Annotated in this window: 11 protein-coding genes; 5 read left to right on the top strand and 6 right to left on the bottom strand. The window is 70.2% G+C overall.

The genetic code is table 11. From position 1 onward, the window contains the following. The first annotated feature begins 174 nt into the window (after nt 1-174). The gene (gene dacB / locus ACN20J_RS19830) at nt 175-1,734 is read left to right on the top strand and encodes a D-alanyl-D-alanine carboxypeptidase/D-alanyl-D-alanine-endopeptidase (protein WP_419668914.1); all 1,560 of its coding nucleotides are present in this window, start codon (nt 175-177) and stop codon (nt 1,732-1,734) included. Nucleotides 1,735-1,817: 83 nt separating this feature from the next. On the opposite strand, the gene ACN20J_RS19825 is transcribed toward dacB, so the two are convergent. The 6 genes from ACN20J_RS19825 to ACN20J_RS19800 all read right to left on the bottom strand — a co-directional run bounded on the left by ACN20J_RS19825 (nt 1,818) and on the right by ACN20J_RS19800 (nt 10,020). Further along, nucleotides 1,818-2,825: a LacI family DNA-binding transcriptional regulator gene (locus tag ACN20J_RS19825; RefSeq protein ID WP_361999472.1), complete on the bottom strand. Its 1,008-nt coding sequence runs from the start codon at nt 2,823-2,825 to the stop codon at nt 1,818-1,820. 2 nt (nt 2,826-2,827) lie between these two features. Then, nucleotides 2,828-5,119: an alpha-xylosidase gene (gene yicI / locus ACN20J_RS19820; RefSeq protein ID WP_419666446.1), complete on the bottom strand. Its 2,292-nt coding sequence runs from the start codon at nt 5,117-5,119 to the stop codon at nt 2,828-2,830. Nucleotides 5,120-5,153: 34 nt separating this feature from the next. Beyond that, on the bottom strand, nt 5,154-5,975 hold the full coding sequence (locus tag ACN20J_RS19815; RefSeq protein ID WP_189843479.1) for a carbohydrate ABC transporter permease: 822 nt from the start codon (nt 5,973-5,975) through the stop codon (nt 5,154-5,156). Nucleotides 5,976-6,000: 25 nt separating this feature from the next. After that, the gene (locus ACN20J_RS19810) at nt 6,001-7,011 is read right to left on the bottom strand and encodes a carbohydrate ABC transporter permease (RefSeq protein WP_190227701.1); all 1,011 of its coding nucleotides are present in this window, start codon (nt 7,009-7,011) and stop codon (nt 6,001-6,003) included. Beyond that, on the bottom strand, nt 7,008-8,306 hold the full coding sequence (locus ACN20J_RS19805) for an ABC transporter substrate-binding protein (protein ID WP_190227702.1): 1,299 nt from the start codon (nt 8,304-8,306) through the stop codon (nt 7,008-7,010). Before ACN20J_RS19805 ends, ACN20J_RS19810 begins: the two co-directional genes overlap by 4 nt. A gap of 181 nt (nt 8,307-8,487) precedes the next feature. Then, nucleotides 8,488-10,020, bottom strand: a complete 1,533-nt coding sequence (locus ACN20J_RS19800; RefSeq protein ID WP_419666445.1) for an MFS transporter — start codon at nt 10,018-10,020, stop codon at nt 8,488-8,490. An 83-nt stretch (nt 10,021-10,103) separates the two neighbouring features. On the opposite strand from ACN20J_RS19800, the gene ACN20J_RS19795 reads away from it, so the two are divergent. The 4 genes from ACN20J_RS19795 (at nt 10,104) to ACN20J_RS19780 (ending at nt 16,477) form a co-directional block, all read left to right on the top strand. After that, nucleotides 10,104-11,075 carry a LysR family transcriptional regulator gene (locus ACN20J_RS19795; RefSeq protein WP_190227703.1) on the top strand — a complete coding sequence of 324 codons (972 nt, stop codon included), beginning with the start codon at nt 10,104-10,106 and terminating at the stop codon, nt 11,073-11,075. Nucleotides 11,076-11,529: 454 nt separating this feature from the next. Continuing rightward, nucleotides 11,530-12,771 carry a hypothetical protein gene (locus tag ACN20J_RS19790; protein WP_419666444.1) on the top strand — a complete coding sequence of 414 codons (1,242 nt, stop codon included), beginning with the start codon at nt 11,530-11,532 and terminating at the stop codon, nt 12,769-12,771. Continuing rightward, nucleotides 12,771-14,966 (top strand): glycosyltransferase, encoded by a 2,196-nt coding sequence (locus ACN20J_RS19785; protein WP_189843474.1) that lies wholly within the window; start codon nt 12,771-12,773, stop codon nt 14,964-14,966. The genes ACN20J_RS19790 and ACN20J_RS19785 overlap by 1 nt, the downstream gene beginning before the upstream one ends. 275 nt (nt 14,967-15,241) lie before the next feature. Continuing rightward, nucleotides 15,242-16,477: an acyltransferase family protein gene (locus ACN20J_RS19780; RefSeq protein WP_419666443.1), complete on the top strand. Its 1,236-nt coding sequence runs from the start codon at nt 15,242-15,244 to the stop codon at nt 16,475-16,477. Nucleotides 16,478-16,517: the final 40 nt, after the last annotated feature.

The raw sequence follows: 16,517 nt of genomic DNA, 5'->3' as shown, positions 1-16,517 counted from the left end.
AGCGGGGCCTTTGTCGTGGCCGTGGACAGATGACGTGCGGCTCCGCCGTGGGGCTCGGCTGATCCCGTCCGGACGCCTACTGTCCACGGGGCGCGTCGTCCGGGATGCTCCTGTGGCATGAGTAGACCCGTGAGTGGAACCGCGAAGAGTTCTGGGGAGCGCGTCAACTCCCGTATGAAACGGTGGATCTGGCCCGTCGTCATCGGGCTCGCGGCTGCCGCGCTCGGCTCGGGATCGCCGGCCGGGGCGGACGCCGACCGGAGCGGACTGCCGGAGGCCATCGACACCATCCTCGGGGACAGCCGGATGGAGGGCGGGGCGGCGAGTGTCGTGGTCGCCGATGCCGCGAGCGGCGATGTGCTGTACCAACACCGGCCGACCGAGCGGCTGATGCCCGCCTCCAACACCAAACTGCCCACCTCGGCCGCGGCGATGGAGATCCTCGGCCCCGACTACACGTTCACGACGGACGTCCTGACGAACGGCAGGCGGCAGGGCTCCGTCCTGCGCGGCGATCTGTATCTGCGCGGCAGCGGCGACCCGACCGCACTCGCCAAGGACTACGACAAACTGGCCGCCGACCTCGCCGCGTCGGGCGTCACCCGTGTCGACGGGCGCCTCCTCGCCGACGACACCCGCTTCGACAGCTCCCGGCTCGGCCGGTCCTGGGCCGCCGACGACGAGTCCGCGTACTACTCGGCGCAGATCAGCGCGCTGAGCGTCGCGCCCGACACCGACTACGACACCGGGACCGTGATCGTGGAGGTCGCGCCGGGCGCGGCGGGCGGGGACGAGCCGACCGTCACCGTCACGCCGAAGACGGACTACGTCGACCTGGACGTCCGGGCCACGACCGTCGCCGCGGGCGGCTCGAACGACCTCACCGTCGAGCGGGAGCACGGCACCAACACCATCGTGGTCAGCGGTACGACGCCCGTGGGCGGCTCCGGCGCCACGGAGTGGGTGAGCGTGTGGGAGCCCACCGGGTACGCCGCCGCCGTCTTCCGGGACGCGCTCGCCGCGCACGGGGTGAAGGTGACCGGGCCGACCCGGCTCGGACGCGCCACGCCCGCGGGGGCACGACAGCTCGCCTCGCACGCCTCGATGCCGCTGAAGGAACTGCTGATCCCCTTCATGAAGCTGTCGAACAACATGCACGCCGAGATCCTCACCAAGGCCATGGGCCGCAAGGTGTCGGGGGAGGGCAGCTGGAGCGCCGGGCTCGCCGCCATCAGCGGTTACGCGAAGGGCGTCGGCGTCGACACGGGCAAGCTGCGGCAGGTCGACGGGTCGGGGCTCTCCCGGATGAACAACTTCACCGCCGGCCAGTTCAGCAAGCTGCTGCTCGCGGTGCGGGCCGAGCCCTGGTACGCCGACTGGTACAAGTCCCTGCCGGTCGCCTGCGGCCCCGACCGCTTCGTGGGCGGCACCCTGCGCACCAGGATGTGCGGGACGCCCGCCGCGCTCAACGCCCGTGGCAAGACCGGCTCGTTGACCGGGGCGTCCGCGCTCTCCGGGTACGTGACGGACGCGGACGGACGCGAACTCGTCTACAGCATCGTGCTCAACAACTACCTCGCCTCCTCCGTGAAGCCGCTGGAGGACGCGATCGTGGTGACGCTTGCGCGATCCACGGCGGACGCGGCCGTACTCGTGAAGCCGGGAGGCACCGCGCGGGCGGCAGAACGGAACGGCGACCTGGAGTGCTCGTGGCGCAAGCCGGGGGAGTGCTGAGGGAGTGAGGTTGCGGTCCAGGGCGTCTCTCCGACGCCCTGGACCGCACAGGGCTCTGTACGGTCCAGGGTCCCGGCCTACGATCAGGGCCGCGGCATCGTGCTCGCCCGTACCGTCAGCCGTGGCGAGAGCAGTGTGGCCTCCGGTACGGTCGTGGCGCCGCCGAGCTTCCTCATCAGCAGGTCCACCGCTCCCGTGCCCACCTCGGCGGTCGGCAGGGCGATCGAGGTGACGGGGACGCGGGTCTGCTCGGCCACCTCGTCCGGGCAGATCGCCGTGACGGACAGATCCCCCGGGACCCGTAGGCCGAGGGACTCGAACGCGTCGATCAGCGGCTCCAGGACCGGCTCGTTGTGTACCACGACACCGGTCAACGCGGGGCGCTCCCGCAGGAGTTGCTCGGCGACCTGCCGGGCCGCCGCGGGTGCCGCCTCGCAGGGGTGCACCGAGGAGGACAGCCCGTTGCGGTCGGCCGCGGCCGTGAAGCCCTGGACCACGCGCTGGGCGAACCCGGTCTCCCGTACGTACACCTCGGGCGGTGAGCCCACCAGGCCGATCACCCGGTGTCCGAGGCCCGCGAGATGCTCGACGCACAGTTCGCCCGCCGCCTTGAAGTCCAGGTCGATGCAGGTCAGCCCGGCGGGCTCGGCCGGGAAGCCGATGAGCACCGAGGGGCGGTCCAGGGCGCGCAGCAACGGCAGGCGCCGGTCGTGGAGTTGGACGTCCATCACGATCAGCGCGTCCACGAGGGCGGTGTCCGCGACCCGCCGGAGCCCGTCCTCGCCCTCCTCCTGGGTGAGCAGCAGCACGTCGTGGTCGTGCCGGCGCGCGGCCGTCACCACGGACACCGCGAACTGCATCACCACGGGGACGTGGATGCCGGTCCGTAACGGCACCACCAGCGCCAGCACGTTCGACCGGCTGCTCGCGAGGGCCCGGGCGCCCGCGTGCGGTCGGTAGCCCAGCTCGCGGATGCTGTCCTCGATGCGCTGCCGGGTCTCCTCGGAGATCGGACGCTTGCCGCTCAGGGCGTACGAGACGGTGCTGGGGGACACCCCCGCGTGTCGTGCCACGTCGGTGATCTTCACCATGCTCAGCCCCGCTCCTGCTCGGGTGTCGGCTGAGGGGACTCGGGGCCCAGCTCAAGGGAGAGGAACCCGGTCCCGGCCTTCGCCCGCGTCACCCGTTCCCCGGCCGCCAGCGCCCAGGACGCCGACGGATCGCTCGACGAGGCCCGCAGTGTGTCACCTTCGCGTACGACGGTGAAGGTCACACCGTCCACGGGCACCGTGACCTGCGCGCCGCGGTCGAGCCCGTACACGTGGAGGGTCACTCCGTCGGCGTGCGGATAGTCGGGCCGGTCGTCGACGGCTCCCACCGGGATCACCGCGCCCGGCCTGACGAGGAGCGGCACGCTGGAGAAGCCGTGCTTCTCGCGCACCCAGCGCGGACCGGTCACCGGCCGGCCGGTGAGGAAGTGGGTCCAGGTGCCCTCGGGCACGTAATACGACACCTCGCCGTCGTCGGAGAACACCGGCGCGACCAGCAGGTCCGGGCCGAGCATGTACTGCCGTTCCAGGTGCGCGCAGCCGGGGTCGTCCGGGAACTCCAGGAGCATCGCGCGCATCATCGGCACGCCCTCGGTGTGCGCGGTGCGGGCGGCCTCGTACAGATACGGCATGAGGCGCAGCTTCAGCCGGGTGAACAGGCGCAGGACGTCCACGGCCTCCTCGTCGAAGAGCCAGGGCACCCGGTAGGAGGAGCTGCCGTGCAGGCGGCTGTGCGAGGAGAGCATGCCGAAGGCGAGCCACCGTTTGAAGAGGGCCGGTGTCGGGGTGCCCTCGAAGCCGCCGATGTCGTGGCTCCAGTAGCCGAACCCGGAGAGGCCGAGCGACAGGCCGCCGCGCAGCGACTCCGCCATCGACTCGTAGGTCGCCTCGCAGTCGCCGCCCCAGTGCACGGGGAACTTCTGGCTGCCGGCGGTCGCCGAGCGCGCGAAGACGACGGCCTCCGCCTCGCCGCGGTGCTTGCGCAGCACGTCGAAGACGGTCCGGTTGTAGAGGTAGGTGTAGTAGTTGTGCATCCGCTCGGGGTCGCCGCCGTCCGCGTACGCCACATCGAGCGGGACCCGCTCCCCGAAGTCGGTCTTGAAGCAGTCGACGCCCTGCGCGAGCAGCGCCTCCAGCTTCGAGGCGTACCAGTCGCGGGCGGCCTCACTGGTGAAGTCGACCAGTGCCATGCCCGGTTGCCACAGGTCCCACTGCCAGACGCTGCCGTCCGGCCGCTTCAGCAGGTGCCCGAGTGCCTTGCCCTCCGCGAACAGCGGTGAGCGCTGGGCGATGTACGGATTGATCCAGACGCTGATGTGCAGCCCGCGCTCCTTCAGGCGGGCCAGCATCCCCTCCGGGTCCGGGAAGACCCGGGGATCCCACTCGAAGTCGCACCAGTTGAACTCCCGCATCCAGAAACAGTCGAAGTGGAAGACGGAGAGCGGGAGTTCGCGCTCCTTCATGCCGTCGATGAAGGAGGTCACGGTCGTCTCGTCGTACGACGTGGTGAAGGACGTCGAAAGCCACAGCCCGAACGACCAGGCGGGCGGCAGCGCCGGACGGCCGGTGAGGGCCGTGTACTTGCGGAGGATGTCCTTCGGGGTCGGCCCGTAGATCACGTAGTACGTCAACTGCTGTGTCTCGGCGCTGAACTGCACCCGGGACACCGCCTCCGAGCCGACCTCGAACGAGACCCGGCCCGGATGGTCGACGAACACGCCGTAGCCCGCGTCCGTCAGATAGAACGGCACGTTCTTGTACGCCTGTTCCGTGGCCGTGCCCCCGTCGGCGTTCCACATGTCGACGACCTGGCCGTTCTTGACCAGCGGCCCGAAACGCTCGCCGAGGCCGTAGACCTGGGTGCCCACGCCGAGGTTGAGTTGTTCACGCAGATAGTGGCCGCCCGTGCCCGCGTCCCGCATGATGCCCATGCCCTTGGCGCCGCTGGTCGTCAGCGTGCGGCCGTCGGCGAGGAAGTCGATGTGCCAGGGTCCTGTACGGCTCACCCGCACGGACAGGGCTCCCGCGGTGAGGGTCGCGGACTCCTCGTCGTACTCGGCGTGCGCGGCGAACTCCTCCTTCCCCAGCTCGAATTGGGGTCCTCGCGCCTCCTCGCCCTCGAAGTGCGTGAACGTGACGCCGATGACGTCCGGCATCGGAGCGTGTGCGCTGATCGTCACGACCGGTCCCTTCAGCAGGTCGCCGCGGTGGCGGATGGGCTGGGTCGGCGCGTGGATCGCCAACGCGCCCTGCCCGGCGGTCACATCGAGGACCTCGACCGGATGGGCGGCGCTCACACCCTCGCGCAGCATCCAGTAGCCGTCGGTGAACTTCACACGCACACCCCTTACTTGACCGCGCTCGGGGCGGTCACTTGACCGCGCCCACGGCGATGCCGCGGGTGAGCGTCCGCTGGAAGACGAGGAAGAAGACGAGGGCGGGCAGGACGCCCAGGAGAGCGGCGGCGTTCGTCATCGTGGCGTCCATCAGGCGCTGACCCTGGAGGACGCCGAGCGCCACCGACACGGTCTGGTTGTCGTTGGAGATCAGCATGACCAGGGGGAGCAGGAACTCGTTCCAGGTCCAGATGAAGAAGAAGACGAGCAGCACGCCGATGGTCGGCCGGCTGACCGGCACCACGATCCGCCACAGCACCTGCCACTTGTTCGCCCCGTCGATCCGGGCGGCCTCGATGATCTCGCGGGGGAACTGCCCGAGGACGGAGGCGAGGAGATACGTGCCGAAGGCGGCCTGGATCACGACGAAGACGATGATCACGCTGAGCCTGGTGTCGTACAGGCCCGCTTCCTTGCTCAGGTAGTAGACCGGGTAGACCAGCGCCTCCTGCGGCAGCATGTTCGCCAGCACGAAGAAGGCGAGCACCCAGGTGCGGCCCCTGATCCGGCCGATGCCGATCGCGTACGCGTTGAGGACCGACAGGACGACGGCGCCCAGGGCCACCGACCCGCTGATGAGCACCGAGTTGACCAGCTTCTGCCCGAAGTCGACGCGCTCCCAGAAGTCCTTGAGACCGTCGAGGTAGACGCCCTCGGGAAGGCTCAGCGGGCCGTTCGACGAGTACTCGGCGGGCGACTTCACCGCGTTGACGGCGACGATCAGGAAGGGCAGGACCATGAAGAGGGCCCCGATGAACAGGGCGACGAGCACGGGATAGCGGCGGAGGGCTGTCATGGGGCGGCTCCCTGCTCGGCGGCGGTCATCGCACGACCCCCTGTTCCGCGTCCTCGGCACGCGTCTGGAGCTTCAGACCGGCCAGGGCGAGCGCCAGGATGATCACGGTCAGGACGGTGGAGATCGCCGCTCCGTAGCCCACCTGCGTCTTCTCGAAGAAGGTGGTGAAGGAGAAGTAGGAGGGCACGTTCGTGGCCCCGCCCGGGCCGCCCTTCGTGAGGACGTACACCGCGCCGAACACCTTGAGCGCGGCGATCGTGCACCACAGGAGTACGACGTAGATCTCGGGCCTGATCTGCGGCAGCGTGATGTGCCAGAACCGCCGCCACCAGCCCGCCCCGTCCAGCTCGGCGGCCTCGTACAGCTGCGGGTCGACGCGTTGCAGGCCCGCCATGAAGACGACGAGCGGGAAGCCGATCTGGACCCAGACCATCACGCCCATGACGGTGTAGAGCGCGAGGTCGGGGTCGCCGAGCCAGTCCTGCTGGAGGCTGCCGAGGCCGATGGCCTTGAGGAGCTCGTTCAGCGAGCCGTTCTCCGGCGCGAGGATCCAGCTCCACACGATGCCCGCGACCGCGATCGGCAGCACCTGCGGCAGATAGAAGCAGGCCCGCAGAACGGCGACCGTCCTGCTGCCGAAGTGCTTGCCGACGAAGTCGAACAGGGCGGCGGCCAGGACGAGTCCGACGACGGTCGGTACGGCCGCCATCGCCACGACCATGAACAGGCTGTGCCGGAAGGATGCCCAGAACTCCGAATCGTCCATCAGCTCCCGGTAGTTGGCGAGTCCGGTCCACTTCGGCGTACCCACGCCCTGCCACTCGGTGAAGCTCACGCCCGTGTTCATCAGGAACGGCACGACGATGATCGCGAAGAAGGCGAGCACTCCGGGGAGCAGGAACAGCGCGTACGAGTCCCGGGGGCGGCGCGGCCCCTTCGCGTGGTGATGCGCTTCGACAACATCACCACCGCGACTGCCCCGTCCGCGCCGACTGCCCCGGCCGCCCGGTCCGCCCCGTTCGACGGTGACCGTCATGGGGCCTGTACGCCCTTGTCGTACGCCGATTCCACCGCGTCCAGGTAGGCGTCCGGCTTCGCGCTGCCCGTGATCAGCTTCTGCGTCTCGGAGACGAGCACGTCGTAGAAGCCGGCGACCGGCCAGTCGGGGTAGAAGGCCAGGCCGTCCCGCTCGGCGAGGGTGTTGAAGTTGGCGATGAGCCCCTTGGACCGCGGGTCCGTGATGGCGGCGGGGTCGGCGGCCACCGGGACCCCGCCGTTGTTGCCCAGTAGGTTCTGGATCTTCTTCGACATGGTGATGTCGATGAAGTCGTACGCCAGGTCCTTGTTCTTGGCGCCCTTGGGGACCACCCAGAGGTTGCCGCCCGAGCCGAGGGTCATCTTCGAGTCCGGCCACAGGAAGGTGCCCCAGTCGGCCTTGCTCTCCGCGACGAACCGGCCGTACCACCAGCTGCCGGAGAACAGGATCGGACTCTTGCCCTGGATGAAGGAGACCCCGGCGTCCTCCGCCTTCGTACCGGTGGACTTCTCGCTGATGTAGCCCTTCTTCACCCAGTCAGCGAAGGTCTCGGCGCCGTACGTCCAGGCGGCGTCGTGGAAGTCGGGCTTGCCCTTGTAGAGCTCGTACGAGTCCACCCAGGCGCGGTCGGCTTTCGACAGCGCGAGCTGGTAGAGGTACTGCTGGGCCACGTACTCGGCGCCCGCGTTGGCGAGCGGGGTGATGCCCTCGTCGACGAACCTGTCCATGGCGGCGGTCAGTTCGTCGAACGTCTTCGGCTCGGCGATCCCGTACTTCTTGAAGAGGTCCTTGTTGTAGAACACCATCGTGTACTCGGCGTAGTTGGGGATTCCGTACCACTTGCCGGAACCCATCACGCCCTTGGCGTCGTACTGGCTGGTGGTCCGCACACCGGCGCTGAGCTTCTTGTCCCAGCCGCGCTTGGTGGCCTCCGCCGACAGATCGGTGAGAAGTCCCTGCTGGGAGAGGTGCCCGGCCGTCGCGTTGCCCTTGTTGTACTCCATGAGGTCGGGCGCGTCATTGGAGTTCAGGACCATCGGGGCCGTCTTCTGGATCTGTTCGAAGCCCTTCTCCTCGAACTTCACCTGCACGCCGGGATGGGTCTTCTCGAACTCCTTGATGGCTTCCTTCCAGGCCACGCCCATCGCGCTGTTGGGTGCCTCGTAGTGCCACAGCTTCAACGTCTTCCCGTCGGAGGACCCGCTGTCCGAGTCGCCGCCGCAGGAGGCCAGCAGCAGGGTTCCGCTCAGAACCGCGGCGGCCGTCGCCATCACACGCCTTCGTGCCGTCAACATCCAGTACCTCCGGGGGAGTCGGATGGGTATCGGGACATCACGCAGCGTTCATCGAATCGATTCGATGCGTGATGTCGAAGCGCTTCGACGGGGGAAGGTATGTGGGGCCTGTGGGCGCGTCAATGGGGTGCGCGGGAATTGGGGCGGGCGTTCGGCCCGTCGGACGGCGGGCGGGGTGTCCTCAGCGGCGGGCCTGGGGCTGGGCCGGGTCCGGAGCTTGGGCTTGGGTTGGGGCTGAGGTCGGGGTCGGGGTCGCGCGGCCCGCTGTCGTCGTGACGGAGATCAGGAGGGCGGTCGCCGCCGCTGCGACCGGTACTCCATAGCCCGCGGTCGCCGACACGTGCTCCACGGTCCATCCGCCGGCCGCTGCCCCGCAGGCGATCCCGCCCAGCAGCCCCGTCACTGCCAAGGTCATCCCCTCGTTCAACCGGCCCTCGGGCGTGCGGTGCTGGACCAGGGTCATGCCCGTGACCATCGCGGGGGCGGTGGCCATCCCCGCCACGAGCAGCGCCCCGGCGAGCACCACGAGGGAACCCGTGAGCGAGGCGGCAAGCAGCGGCAGCCACATCAGCAGGGCCATCGCGGCGAGGCTCCACGGGTGGCGCCGCTTGGCCGGGCCCGCCGGCCTCAGAGCCCCGTAGAGGAGCCCGGCGGCGCACGATCCGGCCGCCTGGAGCCCGAGGACGATCCCGGCCGCCGCCCGGTGCCCCTGCGCGTCGGCGAACGCGATCGTCACCACCTCCATCGAGCCGAACACCGCACCCGTGGCGAGGAACCCGACCAGCAGCGGCGGCATCCCGGGCGCCCGGACCGGCGAGCGGGTGGCCGCGGTCGTACGGCCCCGGGCGGGCGGTTCCGTCGAGCGCTGGGCGGCGAAGGTCAGCACGCCGGTCAGCAGCAGGGCGACCCCGACGAGGGTGCCGGCCTCCGGGAACAGCGCCCCGCACAGGAACGCGGCCAGGACCGGCCCGAGCATGAAGCACAGCTCGTCCGCGGCCTGCTCGAAGGAGTTCGCGGTGTGGAGGCGTACCGGATCGCCCTTCAGCAGATGCGCCCAGCGGGCCCGGGACATACCGCCGGTGTTGGGCGTGGTGGCCGTGGCGGCGTACGCGGCGAACAGCGTCCAGTCGGGCGCCCCGTACCGGACGCAGAGCACCAGCGCGAGCGAGCCGAGCGCGGCGACCGCCGTCGCGGGCACGGCGATCCGCGCCTGTCCGTGCCGGTCGACCAGCCGTGCCGTCCAGGGCGCCACGACCGCCGTCGCCGCAAGCCCGGTCGCGGTGACGGCACCGGCGAGCGCGTACGAGCCCCGCGCCCCCGCGATCATGATCACCGCGCTCACGCTGAACATGCCCATCGGGAGCCGCGCGATCAGATTCCCGAGGGTGAAGGCCCGGGTGCCGGGGATGGTGAAGAGGCGGCGGTACGGGTTGCCTCCCTGTATGTCGGGCTTGCGCAGGTCGGGATCGCTCAGGTCGGAGTCGCGCCGAGGCCGGTTCTGGCCAGGGCCGGGACCGGGACCAGAGCCGCGCCGAGGCCACTTCGGTCCGGGGCCGGGGCCGGGGCCGGAGCCGCGGGTCCGCCGTCGTGGTCCGAAGTCGGCCACCACCAGGCTGTCGGCGGTGACGGCGGGGATGGTCGTACGGGCGTCGGGGCGGGGTCGGGGGTACGGCCGAGGGGGCTGCTGGAGAGGAGGTCGGGGCGGTCGCGGCATGGATCAACGTTCGCCCGGGCCTTCGGCGGGGGTCCAACACTTACTCCGTACCGATTGACGCACCCGCGTTGTAGGTTCGCCTGATGCCCGCCCACCTCGACCCCCGCCTGCTGCGCGCCTTCCTGGCCGTCGCCGAGGACCTGCACTTCACGCGCGCGGCCGCCCGGCTGTACGTCGCCCAGCAGGCCCTCAGCCGTGACATCCGGCGGCTGGAGCGGGAGTTGGGCGCCACCCTCTTCGTACGCACCACCCGGCAGGTGACGCTCACCCTCGACGGCGAACGGCTGCTGCCCTACGCGCGGCGGGCGCTGGAGGCGCAGGACGAGCTGCTCGCAGCCTTCGGGCGGCCGGACGCCGAACGGCCCCTGCTCGTCGACGTGAACAGCCCGGGGCTGGTCTCCGGGCGCGTGCTGGCCCTGGCCCGTGAACTCGCCCCGGACTGCGAGCTGATGACTCGCTTCGAGAGCGGCCTCACCGGAGCCGCCGCCGAACTGCTCGCCGGTCGTCTCGACGCGTCCTTCGGCCGGTTCGCGGGCCTGGATCCGGCGGTCCGCGCCCGCCTGGAGCAGCAGCCCGTGCGGTACGAGCCCATGGCGGTCGTGCTGCCGGAGGACCACCGGTTGGCTGGATTGGATGCAATACCGCTCGACGCGCTGGCGGGCGAACAGGTGTACGCGGGAGCCGGGAATCCCCGGACGCTGGAGTGGACCGATCTGGCCCGTCAACTTTTCGAGGGACGGGGGATCGAGGTCGCGGCGCCGGCCCCGCTCGCCGTCGGCACCGAGGAGTTCCAAAGGATCATGGCCAAGAAACGAAACCCCGTCCTGGCCGTGATGGATTTTCCGGCCATGCCGAAATCCGTCCTCCGGCCCCTGGTCGACCCCGTACCGCTGTCACCAGTGTCGCTGGTGTGGCGCAAGGGACTGAGGCATCGTGGAGTGAAGGCGTTGCGCACGGCGGCGGCGCGACTTGCGGGGGCGGAAGGGTGGCTGGAGCGCCCTTCGGAGGGTTGGATTCCGGCCACAGATGCACTCATCATGATGAGCCGGGCCTGACACAGAACCCTCACTGTTGCTTACGTGCGCTACATTCATGGGCCGGGTGCAGTGTGATAAAGGGGGCGCTCGGGCCGGATGGGGGTCCGGTCCGGACGACGAGTACGAGTGCCCGGGTCGTACATGGCACCCCTGGAACCAGTCCCGTGGGGGGATGTGCGTGCGCGTGGAAAGTTGGCGGGAAGACGCCCAACCGGGTCGGAGTGATTCCGATCGTCAGGGTGAGGGTGGAGCCGATCCGGCGGCCCGTCGTAAGGACGGTCTGTCGCTCCGTGGTGAGGCCGGTCAGGCGGCCCCTCGGGAGGCCGATCAGTCGTTTCGCGGCGACTCCGGTGGCGATGAGTTCGGCGGAAGATCCGCCGACCGCGGGGACTTCGAGCGTGGTGATTCCGGGCGGCTGGATTCCGACCGGCGTGACACCGACGTGTGGTTCCGCCGTGCCGCGGCGCCATCGGTGCCGCGACAGAGAGACGACGAGCCGAACGACGACGGGCGGAACAACGACGTGCTGAGCGACGACCGGCGCGGTGACAGCCTGCGCGGTGACGGCCCGTGGAACGACGGCGAACACCGGAAGTACGGCGAACACCGGAAACATGGCGAGCGTGGGGACCGCGGTGACCGTGGGGACCGCGGGGACGACAGTGACCGCGGCGAGTACGGCGTGTACGGCGAGCGTGGCGAGCGCGACGAGTTCGGGGAACAGGGAGACGGTGATCCGGGCGTGAGCCGGTCGCAGCCAGGCCGGTCCGGAGGGTCCGTAGGGGCCGCCGGGTTCGGAGCATCCGCAGGGCATTTCGCCGGGCCTGTCGGGCGCGTCGTATCCACTGAGCCCGTCGTGCCCAACGAGCCTGTCGTATCCACAGGGTTCGCCGGGTCTTCCGGGTCCGCCAGTTCCGCCGGGGCTACCGGGGTCACCGGGTCCGCCGGGTCCGTCTGGGACGACGCCGATTCCGATGCCGCCCAGGACTCCTGGCAGGAGTCCGAGCACCCCGAGCACACCCACGACCCGCACGAGGTCACGGTCCAGCTCGACGGGGTGGGACGGCAGCTGGAGGACTGGCTCGTCCAGCAGGCCAAGGGTGCCCCCAGCACCAAGGAGGCCTCGGACGGCCCGGTCTTCGTCGACGAGACGGGCCGCCGAAGCCGCAGGTACCGCAGGATCGGCATGGCCGTCGGCATGGCCTGCGCTGTCTACGCGGTGGTCATCCTCGCCACGCTCATGTCGGGCAACTCCAGCGCGCCCTGGCTTCCCGAACTGGGCCAGGAGCAGGACGACAAGCCCGCCGGAAAGGTCGAGATCCCGCCGCTGCCCGCCGACTCCGCGGACCCGTCCGGCGCGGTGGTCCCCTCGCCCGGCGTGACGCCGTCGGCGGGTGGCACGGTGAGCAACGCACCGGGCGCCGGTACCTCGACGGGCCCGTCGGCCAGCCCCACGGGCACGGGGAAGAGCACCGACCCGAAGCCGTCGGCGACCAACACGAAGCCCACCACACCGAAGCCGACGAACACCGCGCCGTCGAACACACCCCCGGTCTCGCCCGACCCCGAGCCGAGCGTCACCGAGAGCAGTGACCCCTCGGATCCGCCGGGCGACACCGACACGGTCGCCGGTGAACCGCTCACGCCCGGACCGGTCGTCGCGCCGGACCCGAGCGCCGCCCCCACCGCACAGTCCCCGGAGAACACCCTCTGATGGCACCCCGCACCAGCCGCCGCGGCGCAGAGCGGGGCGCCGTACGGCGCCGACGCCTGCCCATGCGCTATCTACTGCCCTCGCTCATCCTCGTCGCCCTGATGGCGATGCTGATGCTGCGCGGCTTCGTCCACAGCGAGATCCTCGCCGACCACCGCGTCCAGTCGCCGGCCGCGTCCGACCGGGTCCCCAAGGAGATCCTTGAGGGCGGCCCGGTCATCGACACCCGGAACGGCCGCGAGGACAGTGTGCACATCCCGGACCGCAAGCTGGTCCTGACCTTCGACGACGGCCCGGACCCGGAGTGGACGCCCAAGGTGCTCGACGTGCTCAAGAGGCACGACGCGCACGCCGTCTTCTTCATCACCGGCACCATGGCCTCGCGCTACCCGGACCTCGTCCAGCGCATGGTCGACGAGGGCCACGAGATCGGCCTGCACACCTTCAACCACCCGGACCTCTCGCTCCAGTCCAAGAGCCGGGTCGACTGGGAGCTGTCCCAGAACCAGCTCGCGCTGGCGGGCGCGGCCGGCATCCGGACCTCTCTCTTCCGGCCGCCGTACTCGTCGTTCGCGGGCGAGATGGACAACAAGTCGTGGCCGGTGACCGAGTACATCGGCAGCCGCGGCTACATCACGATCGTCAACAACACCGACAGCGAGGACTGGCGCAGGCCGGGCGTCGAGAAGATCATCAGCAACGCCACGCCCAAGGGCGGCAAGGGCGCCATCGTGCTGATGCACGACTCCGGCGGCGACCGCTCGCAGACCGTGGCCGCGCTCGACCGGTTCGTCTCCGGACTCCAGGATGACGGCTACCGCTTCGACACGCTCACCGCGGCTCTCAAGGTACCCAGCGCGCACACCCCGGTCGCCGGCCTCGACCTGTGGAAGGGCAAGGCGTGGGTCGTGGCGGTCCAGGCCTCCGAGAACACGACCTCCGTCCTGGTCGTCGGCCTCGCCATCATCGGCGCCCTCGTCATCGCCCGCTTCGGCCTGATGCTGCTGCTCTCCGTCATGCACGCCCGCAAGGTCCGCCGCCGCGGCTTCAGCTGGGGGCGGCCGATCACCGAACCGGTCTCCGTCCTGGTGCCCGCCTACAACGAGGCGAAGTGCATCGAGCAGACGGTCCACTCGCTCGTGGCGAGCGATCACCCCATCGAGGTGATCGTCATCGACGACGGGTCGAGCGACGGCACCGCGCGCATCGTCGAGAACCTGCGCCTGCCGAACGTACGCGTCGTCCGCCAGCTCAACGCGGGCAAGCCCGCCGCCCTCAACAGGGGTGTGGCGAACGCCCGTTACGACCTCATCGTGATGATGGACGGCGACACCGTCTTCGAACCGGCCACCGTCCGCGAGCTGGTCCAGCCGTTCGGCGACCCGAGCGTCGGCGCCGTCGCGGGCAACGCGAAGGTCGGCAACCGCGACTCGCTGATCGGCGCCTGGCAGCACATCGAGTACGTGATGGGCTTCAACCTCGACCGCCGGATGTACGACATGCTCAACTGCATGCCGACCATCCCGGGCGCGGTCGGTGCGTTCCGGCGCTCCGCGCTCAAGCGCGTCGGCGGCATGAGTGACGACACGCTCGCCGAGGACACCGACATCACCATCGCGATGCACCGCGACGGCTGGCGGGTCGTGTACGCGGAGAACGCCCGCGCGTGGACCGAGGCCCCGGAGTCCGTCCAGCAGCTGTGGTCCCAGCGCTACCGCTGGTCGTACGGCACGATGCAGGCGATCTGGAAGCACCGCAGGGCGGTCATCGAGCGCGGCCCGTCGGGCCGCTTCGGCCGCGTGGGCATGCCCCTCGTCTCCCTCTTCATGATCCTGGCCCCGCTCCTGGCCCCGCTGATCGACGTGTTCCTCCTCTACGGACTCGTCTTCGGCCCCACCGAGCAGACGATCCTCGCCTGGTTCGGCGTCCTGGCGGTCCAGGCGATCTGCGCGGCGTACGCGTTCCGCCTCGACAAGGAACGCATGACCCACCTCCTCTCCCTCCCGCTCCAACAGATCCTGTACCGCCAGCTCATGTACGTCGTACTGCTCCAGTCCTGGATCACCGCCCTCACCGGCGGCCGACTGCGCTGGCAGAAGCTCCGGCGCACGGGCGCGGTCGGCCTTCCCGGCGCCGCGGGCCCGGGCGGCGGCGCCACGCAACAGCCCGAGATGGACCGGAGGCCGGTCGGATGAGCACGCCACCCTCCGGGGCTCCTTGGCCGGAGCCGTCCTCTGGCACTCCGTGGCCGGGTACAGACGCAGGAGCAGGCACGGGTACCGGAATCGGTACCGGCACAGGCACATGGGCCGGACAGGACACCTCGATGCAGGACTCGTACGACGGGACATTCCCCGGCCCCGCCACGGCACCGGGTTACCCGGACGGCGGGCCGACGGCGACGAGGCCGGGACGGGGACCGGGATCGGAGCCGGCCTGGGGGTCGGAACCGGGCTCGGCTTTGGATTCGGTGTCGAACTCCGCTTCGGGTGCCCCTCCGGGCGCTGCTTCGGACTCCGCTTCGGACTCCGCTTCGGCGCCGGCCAAGCGGTCGGGCCCCGTCCGGGACCGCTACTTCGACCTGCTCCGGGCACTCGCCCTCTTCCGGGTGGTGCTCTACCACCTCACGGGCTGGGCCTGGCTGCCGCTGGTGTTCCCGTCCATGGGCGTGATGTTCGCGCTGGCCGGCAACCTGATGGCCCGCTCGCTGAAGCGCCCGGCCCCGCAGGTCATCCGCAGCCGTATCCGCCGCCTCATCCCCCCGATCTGGCTGCTCGGCGCGATCGGCGTCACCGGCATGGTCCTCCAGGGCTGGGGCCCGGACGAGGACGGCCACCCGGGCTGGTGGCTGCTCCACCTCACCTTCTGGATCCTCCCGATCAGCGACCCGCCGTACGCCGAGGGGCTGCCCGGAATCCACGGCTTCATCGGCGACAACTGGGCCTCGGACCTTGCGGGCCCGCTCTGGTACGTCCGCGCGTACCTCTGGTACGTACTGCTGTCGCCGTTCCTGCTCCGCGCCTTGCGCGCGCTGCCGGTGGCGACGATCGCGGCGCCGATCGCGCTGTCGGCGGCGTTCCAGCTCGAGTGGCTGTCGCTCCCCGGTGAGCGAATTCCGTCCGCCCTGACGGACTTCAGCACGTTTGGCGCGTGCTGGGTCCTCGGCATGGCGCACCAGGAGGGAATCCTCCAGCGGCTCCCGCGTTATGTGGTCCCATCGGTGGCCCCGGCCATCGCCCTGCTGGGGCTCTGGTACGCCACGAACCACAACTTCACCGAGGGACACGACCTGGACAGCATCCCGCTGGCCCAGGCCCTCTGGTCCTGCGGCACGGTGATGCTCCTGCTGCACTTCAGCCCGTCCTGGTCCGAATGGCCACGCAGGCTGCGCCGCTGGGACAAGCCGATCACCCTGCTCAACTCCCGTGCCGTGACGATCTACCTCTGGCACAACATCTGCATCCTCGTCGCGGCGACCCAGGTGGACCGCCTGTGGAACTACGACGTGATGTGGCAGAACGCCTCCTGGCTCCTGGAAAGCCCCTGGCCCGCTCTGGCCGTCACCTGGGTCCTCATCGGAGCCTGCGTCGTCTCCTTCGGCTGGGCGGAGGACCTGGCGGCGAAACGTCGCCCACAGCTGTGGCCGACGGGCTCGAAGAAGAAGCCGGCCGCGGGCTCGCGGGGACATAGGGCTGGGGCGCGGTAGAAGACGCTGTAGAAGACGCGGCAGAAGACACAGGACTTCG

The sequence above is a fragment of the Streptomyces sp. 2-1 genome (genome assembly GCF_048564895.1).
Taxonomy (GTDB): Bacteria; Actinomycetota; Actinomycetes; order Streptomycetales; family Streptomycetaceae; genus Streptomyces; species Streptomyces phaeochromogenes.
This window is presented reverse-complemented; position numbering and strand designations above follow the sequence as displayed.